Source organism: Baaleninema simplex PCC 7105 (assembly GCF_000332355.1).
Lineage (GTDB): Bacteria > Cyanobacteriota > Cyanobacteriia > Cyanobacteriales > Geitlerinemataceae > Baaleninema > Baaleninema simplex.
The window spans coordinates 1661195-1681425 of record NZ_KB235958.1; the positions used below are offsets into that span (position 1 = coordinate 1661195).

Genomic DNA, 20231 nt, shown 5'->3' on the forward strand with positions numbered 1-20231 from the left:
TCGGAAAAATGCGATCGCAACCGAATCGGGCAATAGTTCTCGGATACAGGGCGATCGCCAGGGTCGGCCGTCCGAACGAGACTGTTAATCTTAAGAAAAGGATTTGCGATAAAGAGGAGTTTCAAGCGTGCCAACATCCGCCAAGTATCTGATCGTCGGATCGACCGAACCCTACAGCGGTAAAACTTCCACCCTGTTGGGACTCGCCCGTCAGTTTCAAGAAAAAGGATTTCAACTCGCCTGCGGACAGCCTATCGCCTCGGGAACCACCGATCCGTGGCTGGGACGTCCGCCTGAAGATGAAGTACAGTTCTTGGCGCAACAGTTAAGCCTCGATGCCGATCGCACGCTGTCTCCCCTGTTGCGGACGAACGAGGAAGCGATTCACAAGCGCATTCGCGGCGAAGATACCACCGACTACCACCAGCACATCGCCGAGTTATCGACACCCGACGTCGATTTCGTGTTGTGGGAAGGGGTGGGAACCCTCGATGAAGGGAGTGCGTTCGACCTGTCGTTGCCCCAGTTAGCCGCAGTGGTGGACGCGCGAGTGATTCTGGTGGCTCGCTACGGTTCCCCGAACGCTCTCGAGAAAATTTTGGCAGCAAAACAGCGTCTGGGCGATCGCTTAGTCGGTATTACCCTCAACGACGTTCCGAACGACGAACTCGATACCACCGTGACCGAACTGAAGGCGTTTTTAGAAGGACGAGGAATTCCCGTGTTGGGAACGATGCCCCACAGCGCTCTCTTACGCGGCGTCAGCGTGGCGGAGGTGGTGCGCCAACTCAACGCCGAGATTCTCTGCGGGAAAGAACGGCTCGATTTGAAAATCGAAGGCATTCAAATCGGGGCGATGAGCGTCAACTCGGCCGTGAAGTATTTCCAGCAGCGCCATAACACGGCCATCGTCACTGGAGGCGATCGTGCCGACATTCAACTGGCCGCCTTAGAAACCGCCACCCACTGTTTGATTTTGACCGGCCACCGCTTGACACCGCCAGAACTGGTTCTCAGCCGCGCCGAAGAAGTTGAAATTCCCGTGATTTCTGTCGAACTCGATACTCTGACGACCGTTGAAATTCTCGATCGAATGTTTGGCAGAACCCCCGTTCGCGATCCTCTCGAACTCGATTACATCTACCAAACCGCCGCCGAACACTTCGACTTCGATCGCCTTCTCGAGTGCCTCGGGGCATAGTGATAGAGAACGAGCAGGGGAGACAAGAGGACAAGGAAGACTTTAACTGTTCACTGTCCCCACTGTTCACTGCTGACTGTTCACTGTAAAAAGCCTCCCCATCTCCTGTTACAATAGCGAGGTCGTTCAGTTCCGGTCGTACTGTCCTTTGAGTCAAGTTACAGAGACCTCCGATAAAGTTGATGTATTTTTGCAGGAGCTGGCTGCCATCCAGCAGCCTGGCTCTAAACGGATCGCCATTTTGGGGTCGCGCCACGTTCCCATCACACACCAACACCTGATCGAGGTGATGAGTTATGCGTTGGTTTTGGGAGGCAATCGTTTGATTACCTCCGGTGCTACGGGAACGAACTCGGCCGCCATTCGCGGTGCGATGCGTGCCGACCCCAACCAACTGACAGTAATTCTCCCTCAGAGTCTCAAACGTCAGGGCAGCGAATCTCGCAAGCAACTCGAACAAGTGATTCATTTGGTCGAACATCCCGAAAACGACCATCTCTCTCTTGCCGAGGCCAGTGCTACGTGTAACTTGGAAATCGTGTCCCGCTGCCAGCAACTGATTTGTTTTGCGTTTCACGACAGTCACACGCTACTCCAAACCTGTCGCGACGCCGAAGACCAGCGTAAAATCGTCACGCTGTTCTATTTCGACTAAGTCTCGTTTTCGTTTGGGTAAGTATGATGACGGCGTTAGAGTTGTCCGATCCGGCGGTGTTGCTGTACGCGATCGCCGTCGCTGCTGCTTCGATTTATTTTCCATACTTGTTTGTTGCGTATGCCCGGTTTCGCATCGGCTACGACTTGTCTGCCCCCCGTGCCATGTTCGACAAACTACCTCCTTACGCCCAACGTGCCGCTTGGGGCCATCAAAACGCGTTGGAAAGTTTTATGCCTTTTGCGGCAGCAGCGTTAATCGTTTACGTGGTGGGTGTCAGCTCGCCTTGGGCGTCGGCAGCAGCGGTCACGTTTGTCGTTGCGCGGTGGCTGCACGCAATATTTTATATTCTCGATGCTGCTCTGTTGCGATCGGCCTCGTTTGTCGTTGGAGGGTTGGCGACGCTGGTGTTGTTCGTTTTGGGATTGCTAGCCGCTTAGACGACGGGTAGTATTTCTCAGTACGGGCAACCTCTGGAGACCAACCAGTCTAAATTTTCGCTCGTTAGCGATCGTCGCCGAAGGTTTTGCCGTCGGGCATAATTGCTCGAGTCAAAACGGCGTCGCGAAAATTGGTTTTATAAATTTTCGCACTCATTAAAATGGCTTCGGTGAGAATCGCGCCCGTCAAGTTCGACCAACTCAGTTTAGTGCGGTAAAGACTCGCCCCCGTCAAATCTGCACCTCGGAGCGTTGCCCAACTGAGATTGGCCGCTCGAAGCTGGGATTTCGACAAATCGACGCCTGCTAAATTCGCACCGCTGAGTTTGGCAAAACTCAGATCGGCACGAGCCATTTTCGCTTGGGATAAATTTGCACCGTTCATCACCGATTTCATCAAGTTGGCATCTTCTAAATTGGCTTGAGTGAGAACGGCGATCGAAAGATTCGCACTTTCTAGCATCGCACCTTTTAACGAGGCGTTGGTCAGGTTCGAGCGGCTTAAGTTGGCTTCCCGTAAAATTGCATCGTTGAAGTTCGTACTACTGAGATCGGCTTCGTTTAAAATTGTTTCGATTAACGTCGATCGCGCCAGAGAAACACCGCGCAACTTTGCTCCCCGTAAATTCGCTTCGGTGAGTTGAGCGTCAGAAAGATCGGCTTCAAATAATTTGCAAGAAATCAAATTGGCATCTTGCAAGTTCGCCCCGTTAAAACTCGCACCTTGCAACTGACACTCGCGTAAGTTCACCCCTCGAAGGTTGGCATTTTGAAAATTCACGTAAGCGAGGTTGGACTCTCGTAAGTTCGCCCCTTGTAAGTTCGCTCCCGCTAACATACTGTGGGCAAGGTCGCTCTCTCGAAAATCTCGCTCCCCGGCTTCGTATCGCTGTAGTAGTTCGTCGGCGTTCATGCTGGTTCGATTCGCTAAATTTCAGTGTAGATGACGTTGACAATCTTCTCCAAACGCGGTCGGTTTTAATTGTCTAACGGGGACTCCCCGCCAGGAGAGGTGATTTCACCTTTTAATACCATCTGCGATCTTTTCGTCGCTGCCAAGTGTTCGATATTCTGACAAAATCGAAACAGAGCGTGATTTCGTTCGCCGAGTTGAAGAAACACAGCGATCGCCTATTCTATACGTTCGGGGAGAAGACGGAAAATGCCGGATAATTTGCGTAGTCGAATCGTTACGGAAGGAGACGCTCGAACCCCCAACCGTGCGATGTTGCGGGCGGTGGGCTTTGGTGACGAGGATTTTTCTAAACCCATCGTCGGCGTGGCCAACGGGTTCAGCACCATTACCCCTTGCAATCTGGGACTCGACGATTTAGCCAAACGTGCTGAAGCTGGAATTCACGCGGCCGGTGGAATGCCACAGAAATTCGGCACGATTACCATCAGCGACGGCATTTCGATGGGAACGGAAGGAATGAAATATTCCCTGGTGTCTCGGGAAGTCATCGCCGATTCGATCGAAACGGTCTGTAACGGTCAAAGTCTCGATGGCGTCATCGCTCTCGGCGGCTGCGATAAAAATATGCCTGGGGCGCTCATCGCGATCGCTCGCCTCAATATCCCGTCGGTGTTCGTCTACGGCGGAACCATCAAACCGGGACATCATAACGGGCGCGACCTCAACATCGTCAGCGCCTTTGAAGCGGTCGGCCAGCACAGTGCTGGTAAAATTGACGACGACGAACTCAAAGCCGTCGAACGCAACGCCTGTCCGGGGGCGGGATCTTGCGGCGGAATGTACACGGCTAATACTATGTCGTCGGCGATCGAAGCGATGGGGTTGAGTTTGATGTACTCCTCGACGATGGCCGCCGAAGATGCCGAAAAAGCTGAAAGCGCCGAAGCGTCGGGAAACGTTCTGATCGAAGCGATTCGCCAGCAAATCTTACCCGAACACCTGCTGACCCGCAAAGCCTTTGAAAACGCGATCGCCGTCATTATGGCCGTTGGCGGTTCTACTAACTCCGTCTTACACCTGTTGGCGATCGCCAACGCCATCGGTGTCGAGTTAACCATTGACGACTTCGAGACCATCCGTCAAAAGGTTCCCGTGTTGTGCGACCTCAAGCCCAGCGGTCGCTATCTGACGGTAGACTTTCACCGCGTTGGAGGCGTACCGCTGGTGATGAAAATGCTGCTCGATCGCGGCTTAATTCACGGCGACGCCCTCACCGTCACGGGAAAAACCATCGCCGAACAACTGGCCGACGTTCCCTCGGAACCGCCAACTGGTCAAGATGTGATTCGTCCTTGGGACGATCCTGTCTATCAGAAGGGACACTTAGCGATTCTCAAAGGCAATCTAGCGACGGAAGGGGCAGTGGCCAAAATCAGCGGCGTGAAAAATCCCAAAATCGTCGGTCCGGCGCGAGTGTTCGAGTCCGAGGAAGACTGTCTCAAGGCGATTCTCGCAGGAAGCATCAAAGCCGGAGACATCGTCGTCGTCCGCTACGAAGGTCCTAAAGGCGGCCCGGGAATGCGGGAAATGTTAGCGCCGACTTCTGCCATTATCGGGGCGGGATTGGGCGATTCTGTGGGCTTACTGACGGACGGACGCTTTTCTGGCGGAACTTACGGCATGGTGGTCGGTCACGTCGCCCCTGAAGCGGCGGTAGGCGGCAACATCGCCCTCGTCGAAGAAGGAGACACCATCACGATTGACGCCCATCAGAAATTGCTTCACCTGCACGTTTCCGACGAGGAGTTAGCGAAGCGGCGCGAGGCTTGGAAACCCCGAGAACCGCGCTATCGTCGTGGCGTCTTGGCCAAATATGCCAAGTTGGTGTCCTCGAGCAGTGTCGGTGCGGTAACAGATCTGAATTTGGATCTGTAGCGGTTAAGATTCAGGAGTTACGCATCTACACCATTTGTAGGGTGGGAAATGCCCACCGACCTCTCCATTTAGTGTGATTTCCGTCGAACTGCGTAAGTCTTAAGATTGTTGGTGCGTGACGAGCGATCGCTCTCACGATTCACACTCGATTTTTCAAGTCACGCACCCAACGACTGGTGACTGTCTCGACGATCGACTATCAATTAACAAATACACTTTTCGAGACAATTCGTGTTTGTTTGCAATCGCGATCGGATAGTTGTTTCCCCATCTTGAGGTGTGATACCGTCGTTTTTAACACTTCTGCCGCTCGGGTGTCTTTTAACTGCAACGCTGTTTTAATGGCTGCTTGTAACATCGTTACGGCATCGCTGCGATCGCCTTGACGTAGCTTGGCTTCTGCAATTTGAATTTGACGGTATTTTGCCAGTGCCAACACCCAGCGGGTGACGTGGGGTGCTTCCGAGGGAATGTAGGGATAGGTGACGTTCGCCTCGACGGAGGAAACCTGAGAGACGAACGGGTTTTCAGTCGATACTGGATTGGTGTAGCGTACCCGCACCTCCGCCACGGGATGTTGTCCTTCGGGGAGTCCCTCAAGGTAGAGGTTGGCGATCGCCACTCGCGCCGCGTTCGTCATCACATCTCCCAAGCGCACGGACACCCAACCCTCTTTTGAGATTTCTGGGGGCAGTTCGTCGGCCGATACGGGAGATAATTCTTTGGTTTCGGGTTCCACTTGCGCTAGCGGTTTGAACTGTGCCAGACGCACCCCTGGGGACAAGCGAAACTCTAAATAGGCGTTCGTTAAGGCGACAGAACGCGCGCGATCGAACAATCGGCCCAAAGCCGCGATGGCGTCGTTGGGGGTTTCGACGTACACCAAACTTCCCCCACTCGCGTCGGCAATGCGTTCTAAAATATCGGTATTCCAGCGATCGCCAAACCCCAGCACGTTCAACGTTAGGTTGTTTTGTGCGGCCAGTTGCGCCAATTTCAGACAGCGATCGTCGCTACCGTGTTCGTTGTCGCCGTCGGTCAGGACGAACGCTTGGGAGACGCGATGTTGTCTGCCTTTAAACAGTTCGTGAATTCCTCGTTTTAACCCTTCGTCGAGCGCCGTTCCGCCTCGCGCCTGAATTTTACCGATCGATCCCTTCACCCACGCCGGATACAACAGGGGTTGGTTGTTGACTAGCACCGTCGCCTGACGGTCGAAGGCGACCACAGACAAGTGATCGAGCAGAGACAGGCGATCGACGAGGCGCTGTGTCGCCTGTTTGACTGTGGCGAGGGGATAGCCTGCCATCGACCCGCTGCGATCGACGATCGAACAAAGATTGAGCGGAATCGGTCGTGCGGTCGAATCCGCCACCGCAGCAACAGAAACGGCCAGTTGTCGCTGATGGATCGAGCGCGTCGCATCCAGATTCGGATCGCTCAGAGCAGTTTCGAGACGAACGTTCATAGACGGTTTGACGGATAAGAGTCGCGATCGGTTCCAACCCCACGGCCGATCGCCCCGATTCCGTGAATCTACGTAAAAGATGACGCGAGCAGTTGGCGATCGCCCGTGATTTCAATTACTGTAGGCGATGAAGCGATCGCTCGGATGAGGAAATCGGGCGTCTGTGGACTCACCGGAAAAGCTGTCTCGAATCCCTCAACAAGTTAAGATGTATTAAAGACAGCGCGGTTCGGACAACCGCAGCACGTACACCGAGCAAGGGAAGCGCCAATGAACCTACCGATTCAAGCCGTTCAATCTCCCTACTACGGCTCGCCACCCAACCGTACTCCGCCCCCCGATTTACCCTCTCTGCTACTCAAAGAGCGGATCGTGTATTTAGGGATGCCCCTCGTTCCCGCCGTGACGGAATTGATTATCGCGCAGTTGTTGTATTTGCAATACGACGATCCCGATAAACCCATCAAAATCTATATCAATTCCACGGGAACCTCCAATTACGGCGGGGAGCCGATCGGCTTTGAAACCGAAGCATTCGCCATTTGCGACACCCTCCGTTACATCAAACCCCCCGTTCACACCATCTGTTTGGGAACGGCTATGGGAATGGCGGCGATGTTGCTCTCGGCAGGCACGAAAGGCTGTCGGGCCAGTTTGCCCCACGCCTCGATCGTCCTTCACCAGCCGAAAAGCTTCGCACGAGGTCAGGCGACCGACATTCAAATCCGAGCCAAAGAAGTGATCGCCAACAAAGATACGATGTTGGAGATTTTGTCGCAAAATACCGGGCAATCGAAAGAGAAAGTTGCTAAAGACATGGATCGGATGCTCTATATGACGCCGGAAACCGCCCAGGAATACGGCATCATCGATAAAATCCTCGCCAGCGAAAAAGGCGACAAACACTCGAAGAAACTGGCTGGTGTCAACTAGGCGATCGCCGATTGTCCTCTGTCGTGTTGGGCAGCACTCGTTAGAACTGCACTCGTTAGAACTGCACTCGTTAGAACTGCACTCGTTATAAGGGAGTACTCACAGCTATGCCGATCGGCGTACCTAAAGTTCCGTATCAGATGCCTGGGGATACTTATACCCAGTGGATCGACATTTACAACCGTCTGTATCGCGAACGTATTATCTTCATCGGTCGCGATATCGACGACGAGCTGGCGAACCAGGTCATCGCCGTTATGCTCTATCTGGCTTCGGAAGATCCCGACAAAGATATTATGCTCTACATCAACTCTCCCGGTGGGTTGGTGAGTGCGGGCATGGCGATTTACGACACCATGCAGCACATTAAATCTGACGTGGTTACGATCTGCGTTGGATTGGCGGCGTCGATGGGGTCGTTTCTCTTAGCAGCGGGAACGCCGGGCAAGCGTTTGGCTCTGCCCCACTCGCGCATCATGATCCACCAACCCTCTGGGGGAACGCGCGGTCAAGCCAGCGACATTCAAATCGAAGCTAAGGAAATTTTACGGATTCGCCAGCAGTTAAACGAAATTTACGCGACGAATACCGGACAGCCCATCGAGAAGATCGAAAAGGATATGGATCGCGACTTCTTTCTGTCCGCAGCGGAGGCGAAAGAGTACGGATTGGTCGATCGCGTCCTTGAAGGAAACCCTGTCTAGATTCCGATTGTGTTTTTCCCTCGGTCACAGCCGGGGGAATCCTTTTGTCTTGTAATCCGAGAGATGGAGCCGATCGACGACTATCGTGTTTTAGGATTGACCGCCAACGCCACCCTCGAGGACGTCAAAGCCTCTTATCGGCGTTTGGCTCGGCGTTACCACCCCGACCTCAACCCAGGACTCCCGGCGGAAAAATTCGTCGAACTACACGCAGCGTACCAACGGTTGTTGCAAACTGCTCGAGCGAGCGGCGATCGCCCAGTCACGCCGCCCCCAAAACCCCAACCCCAACCCCAACCGAAATCTCCGTTTCGGCACAATCCCCATTTGTCGGAACTCGAACGTCAGCTTAAAACCCAAGCGTACTATCGCTTGCAACGGCTGTTTCGCCAGCAGAAGTTCCCTCACGCCATCGCCCTCGTAGAAGGACTCGCTCACCGACTTTCATCTGATGTTGAAGTGCGTCAGTGGCAGGCGGTCACGTATCAGAAGTTCGGCCGCTACTGCATCGAACGGCGGCAGTTCCAAAAAGCGCGGATTTATTTGAAAAAATCCCTGCGAACCGACCCCCATAACCGCGCCTTGTGGCTGGAGGTCGAACGGGATTTTCGCCGTTTGGAACGGTTGATGTCTCAGAAGGTACGGCGATCGCGTTAGCGTTCGGGACTGACCAGTTCCGGTAACGGTGACGGAGGGTTCCGAAAGGCTTCTCGGGGTTGCAGCGGGGGAACGACGGAGGCGTCGTCGGGTTCGGTCTCTTCCAACATCGTCTCGTCGAGCAACTCCTCGTCGGAAACGGCTTCGGGGACGGTCGGGGTTTCCCCGAACTCGATCGTGATGTCGGGGTCTTCGGCCTCGTCGAGGGTCAGCGTCGCATCGACGGGAACCTCGGGAGTCGTCGTCGCCGTGGCGGGTTGAGAAGGGGTCTCGAGTTGGGTAAATTCCGCTAACGTCAGGTCGTGGGTAAGATAGATATGGCCCAGCGTTCGCCCTTGATAGGTTCGTCGCGTCAACCGCCAACCGGGATCGAGGTAAATCCGTGTAAAGCCGGAGGTCAACCCTCGGGTGCGACCGATTTCGAGTTGAGGTAAATTCCGGTTGAGACCGAAGGGCAATCCGATTAAGACGAGTTCGCTGCCACGCTGAACGACCCGCAGGCTGTACTGCATTCCGAGATCGCGATCGCCCATGCGAATGGAGTAGCCGTTGCTGTCGGTGGCACGTCCGCAAATTCCAGTAAAGTCAAAGTCGAGAAGTAACGGCTCGACGGCAGTGGGATTCGTGCCGCGTTCGGTCCAACAGGGTCGCGTGTCGGCAATTTGCTCGACGAGGAGCAGTTGGTAGCCGTTGGTTTGACCGATGGGTGCGGCGATGGCGATAAAATCCGCGCGTTCGACTTCGCTAGACTCGAAGGCGGTCGCCAAGGCCGAGCCAGTCGTTCCCACAGTGGAAAATACTACTGTAGCTAGAGCAGTCAGTCGTCGGGCTAGTTTCATGAATTCCCCCCACTTGTGCTTCTCGTGATGGTTGAAGATATTTGAGAGATCGTGGAACCTCGAAGCCGGTTTCACAGTCTAGTCTTAGTTAACTCGTTCGAGCGAACGAATCTTTGTTAACCATACATCGTTATTCGGCGATCGAAAACCGGTTTTTTTCGGTTAGGGTACCTTCATCAATTTGCGGGCGTCTTCGAGATGTTTCAGCAGGGTTTCGGGGGGAAGCGGCCCCTGGAGGTGATGCCAGGGCAATACGCGATCGCTCTCGTAATCGTTGCGAACGTAATCGTCTAAATCTGGGAGTTTTCCGCGTAATTGCTTGAAGGCGCGTTTGTAACTGCCGATCGAGTCGCCGTAGCCTCGTACGAGTTCTAAAACGGTCGAAATGCGTCGGTCTCCGCGCGAAATTAAGGCTTGGATCGTCGACCAGTTATAACTTTCGGGACGGAAATCGATACCGCGCGATCGCAGTTCTTTTTGTAAGGTTTTCAGGCGTTTTTTGGCTTCGGGACGGACGCCAAAGCCTTGAAATGGCGTATGGGCTTTGGGGACGAAGGTACTGCACCCGAGGGTCAACCGCAGTCCTGGGGCGGCTTTTTTTACCTGTACCATCATCTCGACGGTTTGGGCGAGGTCGTCCTCGGTTTCGCCGGGAAGTCCTACCATTCCGTAAAGTTTGAGGGCTTTGAGTCCGCCCGCTTTAGCGTTGACGGCCGCTCGCACGATTTCGTCGTTTTCCAGTTTTTTGTTGATAATTTTCCGAACCCGTTCCGACCCGCTTTCCACGGCGATGGTGATGGATTTGGTGTCCCGTTTGCTGAGGATCTGCGCCAGTTTGGGGGTGACGGTGTTCGTCCGCACCGATGCGATACTCAGGCGGACGTTATCGTATTTGTCACTGTCGAGGCGATCGAGTAACGCTTCAAATTCGGGATGTTGGGTAATGGAGGCTCCCAACAGTCCCAGGCGATCGCTCACTTGCAACCCGCGATCGATCGCTGGAATTAAAGACCCCTCGAGACTGGCGGTTCGGAACGGCAACGTCAGGTAACTGGCCAGACAGAAGCGGCACATTTCCGGACAGCTTCGCACCACTTCCACCATATAGATGTTCGGCCAGGCGGCGAGTTCGGTGACGACGGGAGAGGCGGAGAGGGTATTGCCGCGATAGGTTTGTTTGCTGACCTGGGAGGGAACGTCGGCGTCGATGGGAACGATGGCGGCGATCGCACCGTCGGGGGCAGTGTAACGCACTTCGTAGAGACTGGGAACGTACACCCCCGGAACTTGCGCCAGTCGCCGCAGTTTTTCGTCTCGCGAGGCGTGGCGGACGTCTTTATACGCGTCGAAGAACGCTGGAACGAGGTCTTCACCGTCCCCGAGCAGGACGATATCGAAGAAGTCGGCGAAGGGTTCGGGATTGGCGGTGAGGACGGGGCCGCCGCCGAAAATTAGCGGGTCGCTGTCGCTGCGGTGCTGCGATCGCACGGGAATATCGAGCGATTCGAGCAGGGTTAAAACGTTGGCGTAGTCCAATTCCCAAGACAGGGAAAATCCCAAAATTTCCGTATCGCTGGGAAGGGATTCGCTGAGATCCGTAAACAGACGGCGCACGGCCACATCGGAACGCATGGCCAAGGTAGCCCAAACTAGCTGGTAGCCGAGACTCGTGATACCGACGCTGTAGGTGTTGGGAAAGGCGAAAACCACAGGAATCGCGTCGGGGTCGGGGGTGGCGGGATCGAAAAGGAGGCGTTCGGCGGAAAAAGGAGTCACGATGGCGATTGTAAGGACAGACCCGGTTCAAAACAGTAGCCTATCTATCTTAACGAGATGTCCCGAAGCCTCGACGACCGCTCGAATATTCGTCTGCCTCCGACATCGACGAAGGTTCGGCAACACGTTAGAATAACGTTGAGCTATAGGCCAGTCTCTTTTGAACCCGAATGAAATTCTTTCCTGGTTGGATGTTTGACATCAACGTTCGTTGTTTACCCTCCCTCCATACGTTTTCCCGCGTTACGACCTCGGTTGAAACAACTTGCCTCGATCGCGCGGGCGATCGCTAAACGACTCGCCCCGAGAGACAAGCGAAACTGCCTCTTCAAGCTGTTTTCGTTTGTCCCAAAACCACCAAACTGGGTCAAATGCTGTAGGAGAAACGAAATATGCTACACCGAAAGTTGTATCAACTCTGCTGTGACGGTCGGGAAGTTTGTATCTTTTTGAGAGACCAGCAACGTTGGATCGATCGCGCTCAAATTTTGGACATTGAAGGCGATTTAGTGACCCTGCGTTACGAATCCGACGAAGAAGATGAAATTTGCGCTTGGGAGGAAATGGTTCGCCTCGAAAGTATCGGATCTGTCACTCAAAAGTTAGCCAGTATCCCCAAAGGAAACGTCGAACCCCTCGTGTGCGAGGATTGTCCCGAAGAGGAAAAAATTCGGAACATCCATCCCGACTCCGATCGCGATCGCTAGGCTCGAAGCCCTTCTCGTCGCCCTCGACTCTCAGCCCAGTTCTTTCGAGAGAACTGGGTTTTCGCCATCTTTTGAGACAACCGATCGAATTCCCGAACGCCACGATCGGCTCTGATATGATATGGTGAGTTCAATGTCGCCCCTCCAAGTTAACCTATGGCTCGCTACACTGCTCTATTTGTTGTAGCCGCTCCCGTGCAGCACGTGCGGCAAGTTCTTCCCGACTTGCTCAAGTCGTGCCACTTCGAGCCGATTTATCAAACTGAAGATTACGTGATGGGTCGCGAGACACCGGGACGGGTCGCTTATGCGAAGTTGGTCACTGTTGAAGTTTTAATCGACGTTCCCATCGACAACGACTGCGAGGTTCGGCTGAGTTTCGTAGTGAAGAACGAAGAACTCCCGCTTCAGATTAACAACCACTGTCAGGAAATGTTCGAGTCTTTGAAAACCTCAGTGGTAGAGAGCGAACAGTGGCAACTCCTCGAAACTGTCGCGGGTTGACGGTTCGCTATTCAATACAAAAAACACGGGAATCGAGCAGTCTCCTGGTATTTTAGAGATACCGGAGGGTTAGCAGGTAAACCGAGATCGGGTCTCATTTTTAAAATTTTCTGTGTTCTCGGCGTCTGATGGGGTGAACAACTTCCATTTAAGGCAGATATTCTAAATCCAAGGTTTCCTGACTAGAAAACGGCGACTTTTCAGGAAATATAGCTTTTGATAACCCCGTTTCAGCCGCCGCTAAAGCGATCGCATCTCGATAAGATTCCTCAAAAATTTCTTCAGCGTAACGCTTTAAACTCGGACTCTCTCGAAACAGATGATGCAAGCGTTGCCGATGTTCGACGAGGGTAGAACACCAACTGTTCGATCGCTTTTCGGGTTGGTAACGGTATTTGAGAAGATGGGAAAGTACTATTTTAAAATTACTATAAACCGCACGTTTTTCGCGTCTTCCCATCTCTTCAATTTCTTCGATTAAATTTTCGAGATCGAGTTGGTGCAGTTCTCCAGTTTTTAACAAACTCGCCGTTTCTTGCAGCCAGCGAGAATAGTCGCGATCGTACAGCGACACTAACGCTTGTTTCGAGAGAGGAAGATTAGAGGTCATCCTTAATTTTTCTCGTGAAAAATGGTCGAAAGAAAGAACCCCGGCATCTCCAAAATACCGGGGTCGCGATCGGAAAAACTACTTCAATCCATCCGCTAACTGCTGTTTCGCCGCCTCTAATGCTTCCGGTAACTTACTGGCATCTCGTCCCCCCGCCTGTGCCAAATTGGGACGACCGCCACCGCCACCGCCGCAGAGTTTGGCAATACCGCCGATGAATTTTCCAGCTTGCAAGCCTTTCTGATTCACGCCTTTACTAAAGGCCGCCACCAGACTCACTTTCCCAACGCTTGGAATTGCCCCCAACACCACCGCTGCTTCGCCGAGTTTCTGTTGCAAGCGTTCGGCGGCGGTTTGCAAGGATTTCGCGTCGGCGGTTCCCAAATTCGCCACCAACACTTTAAACTCACCCACCGATTCCGCTTCGGATACCAAACTGTCGGATTTGGCCACGGCGAGTTCGGCTTTGACAGCGTTGAGTTCCTTTTGAGTTGCTTTGAGTTCCTCTTGCAGACTGGTGATGCGATCGCTGACTTCTTCGGGTTTGACTTTGAAGCGATCGCACAAGTCTTTCACCACGCGATCGCGCAAGTTCAAATAATCCAACACCGCCGGCCCCGACACCGCCTCGATGCGACGCACCCCCGAGGAAATCCCCGATTCCGAAATAATCTTGAACGCGCCGATTTCCGCCGTGTTGTGGACGTGGGTTCCGCCGCACAACTCCATCGACACCCCCGGAAAATCGATGACGCGGACGACATCGGCATATTTTTCCCCAAACATAGCCACGGCACCTTTGGCTTTAGCGTCTTCAAGCGGCATTTCCGCCACTTGCGCCGAATGTGCTTCTGCAATCCAAGTATTCACCAAGTCTTCCACCTGTTGTACTTCATCTGGTGTCAAGGCGCGGGGACAGTTGAAGTCGAAGCGCAGGCGATCGAACGCGACCAAAGACCCCGCTTGAGATACGCCGTCATCGATAATTTGCTTCAACGCCGCTTGCAACAAATGGGTGGCGCTGTGGTTGGCTTGTGCGCGACGGCGACAGGCGCGATCGATCTTGGCGGCGATCGCTTCTCCACTGTTGAGGGTTCCCCGTTCCACCCGGCCGAAGTGAACGAAAATGTCGTTTTCTTTCTTCACGTCGTCGATGCGAACCACCACGTTATCGCCAGAGAGATAGCCGCGATCGCCGATTTGTCCGCCGGATTCGGCGTAGAAGGGAGTGCGATCGAGAACCACTTGCACCTCGCTTCCCGCCTCCGCCGACTCGACGATTTTTCCATCGACTAACAAGGCTTCAATTTTCGCCGTAGACTGCACGTCGGTATATCCTAAAAACGCCGTGGCGTGAATATGTTCGGCGAGTTTGTCCAAACTTCCCTGAACTGTCAAATCGATGGTTTCGTGTGCGGCGCGAGCGCGTTCTCGCTGTTTTTCCATTTCCGCCTCGAACGCCGCCACATCGACACCGATGCCGTTTTCCTCGGCGATTTCCTGGGTCAGTTCTAAGGGGAAACCGTAAGTATCGTACAGCGTAAAGGCATCTTCCCCAGAAATCTGTTTCGGCTTGGCTTCGAGGATTTCTGCCAACAGTTTTTCGCCGCGTTCCAAAGTTTTGAGAAACTGCGTTTCTTCCCGTTCCAATTCCGCTTTAATGAAACTTTCGCGATCGCGAACGTTGGGATACACCGCTTCAGAAAGCTGCATCGCCGTTTCTGCAACTTGGTTGATAAACGCGCCGTCGATTCCCACCAAACGACCATGACGCACCACCCGACGAATTAGGCGACGCACCACGTATCCCCGTCCGATGTTGGAGGCAGAAACCCCGTCGGCGATCGTGTGAACCACCGCGCGAACGTGGTCGCCGATTACTTTTAACGACACTTTGGTTTTATCGTCGGATTGGCTGTAGTCAATTCCGGCAATTTCCGCCGCCGTTTTAATAATCGGAAAAATCAGATCTGTTTCGTAGTTATTGGGGACGCTTTGCAGCACCTGCGCCATCCGTTCCAATCCCATCCCCGTATCGATGTTTTTGTTTTGCAGGGGGGTAAGATTGCCGTCGCTGTCGCGGTTGTACTGCATGAAGACAAGGTTGAACAGCTCGATGAAGCGGCTGTCGTCCTCGAGATCGATATTGGTATCACCTTTTTCGGGGTGGAAATCGTAGTAAATTTCCGAACAGGGGCCGCAGGGGCCGGTGGGGCCGGATTTCCAGAAGTTATCGTCTTCCCCCATCCGTTGAATGCGGTGTTTGGCGATGCCGATGTCTTGATGCCAGATGTCGAAGGCGTCGTCGTCGTCTTTGTAAACGCTAACGATGAGGCGTTCTGGGGGTAAGCCGTACACTTGCGTCATCAGTTCCCAACCCCAGGCGATCGCTTCTTTTTTAAAGTAGTCGCCGAAGCTGAAGTTCCCCAGCATCTCGAAGAAGGTATGGTGTCTGGCGGTGCGTCCGACGTTTTCGATGTCGTTGGTACGGATACACTTTTGCGAGGTGGTGGCGCGAGGATAGTCGCGTTCCTTCTGTCCCAGGAAGATGGGTTTGAAGGGCAACATTCCGGCGATGGTGAGTAATACCGTCGGATCTTCGGGAACGAGGGAGGCACTGGGAAGCCGTTGGTGTCCGCGTTTTTCAAAGAATTGTAGGAATTGTTCGCGGATTTCGCGACCGCTCATGTACTGGGGTTGGAAAGACATCGTGGGTTTGACTTCGGTGGACTGCGGTGAAGGGCATTTTACCCCGTTCTATTGATATATTGTAGGGTTATGGGTGAGGAAAGGGCCGGGGAAGTCAACGGGGATTGACCGTTGGCAACGAGCCGAACTTGGTGCGATCGCGTGCGGGTTCGTTTAATCTGATTCGTTGGCTGTGTCTGTGGCTGTGTTTAACTCGATGGCTGGGTTGGGAGTTCTGTTACTCGAGCCGTGTTGTTAATATTTTTGAAATCTCCGTCAAAATACCCTGTCTTGTTTGAGGGCGATCGGTTACAATAACTGAATCGGTATTTCAAAATCTCACCTGAGATGACACTTCAATATTCCATTCCCGAAACAGATAAAATCGGCTCGGCGATCCTGTCAGAAAAGCGATCGAAGTACGGCGCAAAAAAAAGCCTCGAAGATGTATGGGAACCCGTCGAAACCGCCAGTCCAGAAGTCAAAAAAATTATTGAAGACGTTTTAAAAATCGAACGACGTCGCCTCTACACCCAAAAAAAATACGGCGTCACCCACGACGTTTTACAAGTCATCTACAACGTCATTCCCGAATGAAGCTGATTTCCATCAAGTTGAAAAACTTTCGTCAGTTTTATGGCGAAACTCCCGAAATTGCCATCGCGGGAGGTCAACTCAACACGACAGTTTTCCACGGAAACAACGGTTCGGGAAAAACCGCCTTAACCAATGGCTTCACCTGGGTTCTCTACAACCGTTTTAGCGCCGCTTTCGCTTCAGAAAACCAACTCGTTAACAAACGCGCTTTAGCCGAAGCCGAACTGAAAGAACCCGTCGAATGTCAGGTGGAAGTCTGCTTCGAACACGATCGCGTCCGCTATTTAGCAAAACGCTGGTGTCGCGCCTACAACACGAAAACTGGCGTTGAATACGGCGACAGTCAGTTTAGTTTGCAGTTCGCGCGGGAAGACGGACGTTGGATGTTTCCCCAAGAACACCCGGAAGACGTGGTGGCGCGAATTCTCCCCGAAAGCCTGCATCGCTACTTTTTCTTCGACGGAGAACGCATCGAACAACTGATGCGAAACGACAAACGTTCGGAAATCGCTCAAGCGACGAAAACTCTGCTGGGAATTAACGCGATCGATTTGGGAATTCGACATCTCAAAGAAGCGCGAAAATCCTTGGAAAATAACCTCAAGGGAATTGGAAACCCGGAAACCAAAAAGTTTATACGGGAAAAGCAAGGAAAAGAACAAGAATTAGAACAGTTAGAACGTCGCGCCGAGGAAATTCAAGCAGAACTGGTGCGACAGGAGGAGTTGAAACATACTCTCAACGGACGCTTACTAGAGTTGAACGGCGCGGAACAGTTACAAACGACACGAAACACTTTGGAGGCGCGACGTCAAGAATTGGTCGATCGCATCGCTACGGCGCGGCGAGATATCGCACAGGTAGTTTCAACTGAAGGCTATACAGTGTTTTTGTCCGACGCGACGGAGACATTTCGCCAGTGGGTGCGCCAGTTGCGGGAACGGGGGGAGTTTCCCCGAGGAATTCAACGGGAATTCGTGGAGGATTTGTTGGAACGCCAACGCTGCATTTGCGGAAGCGATCTCAAACCGGGTTCGTCACTGTTCGAACGGGTGCGGGGTTGGACGCAGAAAGCGGGAAGCGCCGATGTGGAGGAGGCGGCGATTCGCACCAGTTCGCAAATTGAGGAAATCGACAAACAAGTGGAGTCGGTGTGGGAACGGCTCGATCGCCTACAGGAAACTTTGCGCGACGGGTACGATGAACTCGAACAGGTGAAAGCGCAGTTGGAGGAGACGAAAACCCAGTTGCGGGACTTTCCCGACGAGGATATTCAGCAGTTACAGCAACGCCTCGATACGGTGGAAGCGCGATCGCAAGAGTTAAACCGAGAAATTGGCGCGAACCAACAGCAACGCACCACCTTAAAACGCGAGATTACCAAGTTAGGAAAACAGGTCGACCAGCAGCAGATGAACGAACGCCGCCAACTGTTGGCCCAGCGGCGCATTGCGGCGACGGAGGAGGCGATCGAACGGACGATCGCCGTTAAAGAACGGTTTGAGGAGAAATTTCGACTGTCGTTAGAAGAGCGAGTTCAGGCGTTGTTCCGTGATATTTCTTTTACGCCGTACCGTCCCAAGTTGAACGAAAATTACGAGTTAATGTTAGTCGAAGAAACCTCGGGACGAGAGCAATTGGTGGCGGCGTCCACGGGAGAAAATCAGATTCTCAGTTTGTCGTTTATCGGCGGAATTATCGACGGGGTTCGAGAGTGGAGTCAGCGCAATACGTTGATGGGTCCCGATAGCAGTACCTATCCCATCGTCATGGATTCGCCGTTTGGGAGCCTTGACGAAATCTATCGGCGTCAGGTGGCGAAGTCGATTCCCCGGTTGGCGAATCAGTTGGTGGTGTTGGTGACGAAGACGCAATGGCGCGGTGAGGTGGCGGAGGAAATGCGCGATCGCATCGGTTGCGAGTACGTGTTGCTGTACAACTCTCCCAAACCGGATTGCGAGGAGGACGCGATCGCACTTCACGGAACGCGATATCCCCTCGTCCGCCGCAGTCCCAACGACTTCGAGTATACGGAAGTGATTCCGGTAGCGAAGTAGCGAGTCGAAGCTTTTGAAACTGAACTTACGCAATTAAACGTTAATCACACTAAATGTAGGGTGTGGTGGGCATTGCCCACCCTACAAATGGGGTGAATGCGTAAGTCTTGTGGGTACCTCGATTAATTCAAGCTTACTGAGAAAAAGGCTCTGCTGTCGAGAATAGAGAACGAGATTTTAAGGGTTTCAGCCGTTGAGTTTTGAGCTAGAATCAATTTTTCGAGGTTCCCCTTATCAAATCGAAGCAATTAACGAGGCGATTCGGACGACTCAGTTCGTCCGCAATAAAGTCTTGCGTTACTGGATGGATAATCGAGGCGTGGGGAAGGCTGAGCTATTTCGGTACAACACACGACTGAGAAAAGAGTTTAAGTTTGCGGTGCGACCCCGCGCCGTACGACGGCGCAAGGGCTTGCCCTGCTTGCCCTGCTTGCCCTGCTTGCCCTGAGCTTGTCGAAGTGAGCTTGTCGAAGTGAGCTTGTCGAAGTGAGCTTGTCGAAGTGAGCTTGTCGAAGTGAGCTTGTCGAAGTGAGCTTGTCGAAGTGAGCTTGTCGAAGTGAACGCGCACCAAGAGAGGGTTATCCTCGATTCAAGAGGAATACCCGTTCAGTTGAGTACAAAATCTCGGGTTGGAAATTATCAGAAGACAGAAAACACATTGTCTTCACGGACAATAAGGGTATCGGACATCTGCGGTTAATCGGGTCTAGAGATTTAAATTATTATCATCCCGAGCAGATTAAGCGAGTCAAAATACTCAGAAGAGCCGATGGATACTACATCCAGTTTGGGTGCATCTCAAAAATGTAAATTCATCGAATTGGGCGCACTCAATTTCCAGATCCCCGGCATCTCCAAGATGCCGGGGATCTTATACCGGAAGTGCTAATCGGGAATTTTGCCACCCCAAACTGATGTTTTTGCAAAAGTGAGATGCACCCGATTAGAATTTCTATCCCCCGATCCACATTTTTCGTTACCAAAAAATCCCCTACCCGAAAGTAGGGGAAAGTCCGGTAACAGAAGTGTTGAAATCGAATCGGTTAGAAACCGTCTATCAAGAACAGCTCAGTACTGAGCGCCATAATCTCTGATTTGGCTGGTGGTGTAGGGCGCGTGGATTGAGCGGCTCAATGCCGCGAAAATTCACAACCTACACAACTTTTTGTTATAGTGTAGGTATGCTGGATCTGACGTGGGAATTCAAACTCAAACCGACTGCCGAACAAGTTTCAGAGATCGAGCACATTCTTGATGTGTGCCGCCATGTCTGGAACTTTGCGCTGCGGGAACGCAAAGACTGGCTAAATTCTCGCAAGTCTCCCGTAAATGCGTGTTCTATCATGCAGGAATATATTCTGCTTGCGGACGAACCATTCCCCAGTTACCATGTCCAAGCCAAACGGTTGACGGCAGCTAAGGCTGAATACCCGGCATTAAAGACCGTCAACGCTCAGGTCTTGCAGCAGGTTTTGAGGAAGCTAGATGGTGCTTGGGAATCGTGGCGATTAAAGCGTTCGGGATTGCCTCGGTTCAAGAAGCCG

The 20231-nt window shown here is 52.9% G+C and carries 18 protein-coding genes and 1 pseudogene; 13 read left to right on the forward strand and 6 right to left on the reverse strand.

The window, feature by feature from the left end; translation table 11 throughout:
• The first annotated feature begins 127 nt into the window (after positions 1-127).
• The 3 genes from GEI7105_RS0109355 to GEI7105_RS0109365 all read left to right on the forward strand — a co-directional run bounded on the left by GEI7105_RS0109355 (position 128) and on the right by GEI7105_RS0109365 (position 2296).
• Positions 128-1201, forward strand: coding sequence for a phosphotransacetylase family protein (locus GEI7105_RS0109355; protein WP_017660215.1), 1074 nt, complete (start codon positions 128-130; stop codon positions 1199-1201).
• Between the two features lie 148 nt (positions 1202-1349).
• Positions 1350-1856: a hypothetical protein gene (locus tag GEI7105_RS0109360; RefSeq protein ID WP_017660216.1), complete on the forward strand. Its 507-nt coding sequence runs from the start codon at positions 1350-1352 to the stop codon at positions 1854-1856.
• A gap of 23 nt (positions 1857-1879) precedes the next feature.
• Positions 1880-2296 carry an MAPEG family protein gene (locus tag GEI7105_RS0109365; RefSeq protein WP_035492494.1) on the forward strand — a complete coding sequence of 139 codons (417 nt, stop codon included), beginning with the start codon at positions 1880-1882 and terminating at the stop codon, positions 2294-2296.
• Positions 2297-2360: 64 nt separating this feature from the next.
• Here the strand turns inward: GEI7105_RS0109365 and GEI7105_RS0109370 are convergent, their stop codons facing one another.
• Positions 2361-3209, reverse strand: a complete 849-nt coding sequence (locus tag GEI7105_RS0109370) for a pentapeptide repeat-containing protein (RefSeq protein ID WP_017660218.1) — start codon at positions 3207-3209, stop codon at positions 2361-2363.
• 249 nt (positions 3210-3458) lie between these two features.
• Between GEI7105_RS0109370 and ilvD the strand changes: the two genes are divergently transcribed.
• Entirely contained in the window at positions 3459-5147 is a 1689-nt protein-coding gene (ilvD, locus tag GEI7105_RS0109380) for a dihydroxy-acid dehydratase (RefSeq protein WP_017660220.1), read from the forward strand.
• 199 nt (positions 5148-5346) lie between these two features.
• Here ilvD and GEI7105_RS0109385 read toward each other — a convergent pair whose 3' ends face one another.
• Positions 5347-6615, reverse strand: coding sequence for a vWA domain-containing protein (locus GEI7105_RS0109385; RefSeq protein ID WP_017660221.1), 1269 nt, complete (start codon positions 6613-6615; stop codon positions 5347-5349).
• Between the two features lie 270 nt (positions 6616-6885).
• On the opposite strand from GEI7105_RS0109385, the gene GEI7105_RS0109390 reads away from it, so the two are divergent.
• The 3 genes from GEI7105_RS0109390 (at position 6886) to GEI7105_RS0109400 (ending at position 8909) form a co-directional block, all read left to right on the forward strand.
• Entirely contained in the window at positions 6886-7548 is a 663-nt protein-coding gene (locus GEI7105_RS0109390; protein WP_017660222.1) for an ATP-dependent Clp protease proteolytic subunit, read from the forward strand.
• Between the two features lie 107 nt (positions 7549-7655).
• Complete coding sequence (locus GEI7105_RS0109395; protein WP_026097539.1) at positions 7656-8252, forward strand: ATP-dependent Clp protease proteolytic subunit; 597 nt, start codon at positions 7656-7658, stop codon at positions 8250-8252.
• Positions 8253-8315: 63 nt separating this feature from the next.
• A complete protein-coding gene (locus tag GEI7105_RS0109400) occupies positions 8316-8909 on the forward strand; it encodes a J domain-containing protein (RefSeq protein ID WP_017660224.1) in 594 nt (197 codons plus the stop codon).
• Here GEI7105_RS0109400 and GEI7105_RS34665 read toward each other — a convergent pair.
• Together GEI7105_RS34665 and GEI7105_RS0109410 are read right to left on the reverse strand one after the other, a co-directional pair.
• Positions 8906-9748 carry a DUF3747 domain-containing protein gene (locus GEI7105_RS34665; protein WP_071591996.1) on the reverse strand — a complete coding sequence of 281 codons (843 nt, stop codon included), beginning with the start codon at positions 9746-9748 and terminating at the stop codon, positions 8906-8908. The genes GEI7105_RS0109400 and GEI7105_RS34665 overlap by 4 nt on opposite strands.
• A gap of 162 nt (positions 9749-9910) precedes the next feature.
• Positions 9911-11524: a B12-binding domain-containing radical SAM protein gene (locus GEI7105_RS0109410; RefSeq protein ID WP_017660226.1), complete on the reverse strand. Its 1614-nt coding sequence runs from the start codon at positions 11522-11524 to the stop codon at positions 9911-9913.
• Between the two features lie 392 nt (positions 11525-11916).
• Between GEI7105_RS0109410 and GEI7105_RS0109420 the strand changes: the two genes are divergently transcribed.
• Together GEI7105_RS0109420 and GEI7105_RS0109425 are read left to right on the forward strand one after the other, a co-directional pair.
• Positions 11917-12231 carry a DUF6679 family protein gene (locus GEI7105_RS0109420; protein WP_017660228.1) on the forward strand — a complete coding sequence of 105 codons (315 nt, stop codon included), beginning with the start codon at positions 11917-11919 and terminating at the stop codon, positions 12229-12231.
• Between the two features lie 156 nt (positions 12232-12387).
• On the forward strand, positions 12388-12735 hold the full coding sequence (locus GEI7105_RS0109425; protein ID WP_026097540.1) for a hypothetical protein: 348 nt from the start codon (positions 12388-12390) through the stop codon (positions 12733-12735).
• A 148-nt stretch (positions 12736-12883) separates the two neighbouring features.
• Here GEI7105_RS0109425 and GEI7105_RS0109430 read toward each other — a convergent pair whose 3' ends face one another.
• Both GEI7105_RS0109430 and alaS read right to left on the reverse strand, forming a co-directional pair.
• Entirely contained in the window at positions 12884-13345 is a 462-nt protein-coding gene (locus tag GEI7105_RS0109430) for a DUF29 domain-containing protein (protein WP_017660230.1), read from the reverse strand.
• A 78-nt stretch (positions 13346-13423) separates the two neighbouring features.
• The gene (gene alaS, locus GEI7105_RS0109435) at positions 13424-16054 is read right to left on the reverse strand and encodes an alanine--tRNA ligase (RefSeq protein ID WP_026097541.1); all 2631 of its coding nucleotides are present in this window, start codon (positions 16052-16054) and stop codon (positions 13424-13426) included.
• A gap of 327 nt (positions 16055-16381) precedes the next feature.
• On the opposite strand from alaS, the gene GEI7105_RS0109440 reads away from it, so the two are divergent.
• From GEI7105_RS0109440 to GEI7105_RS0109450, 4 genes and pseudogenes are all read left to right on the forward strand, one after another.
• Positions 16382-16630, forward strand: a complete 249-nt coding sequence (locus GEI7105_RS0109440; protein ID WP_017660232.1) for a hypothetical protein — start codon at positions 16382-16384, stop codon at positions 16628-16630.
• The gene (locus tag GEI7105_RS0109445) at positions 16627-18687 is read left to right on the forward strand and encodes an AAA family ATPase (RefSeq protein WP_017660233.1); all 2061 of its coding nucleotides are present in this window, start codon (positions 16627-16629) and stop codon (positions 18685-18687) included. The genes GEI7105_RS0109440 and GEI7105_RS0109445 overlap by 4 nt, the downstream gene beginning before the upstream one ends.
• Positions 18688-19260: 573 nt before the next feature.
• Positions 19261-19485: pseudogene (locus GEI7105_RS39790) on the forward strand (RNA-guided endonuclease TnpB family protein); the annotation flags it as partial.
• A 383-nt stretch (positions 19486-19868) separates the two neighbouring features.
• The coding region (locus tag GEI7105_RS0109450; protein WP_017660234.1) for a helix-turn-helix domain-containing protein at positions 19869-20231 on the forward strand (363 nt) is incomplete at its 3' end.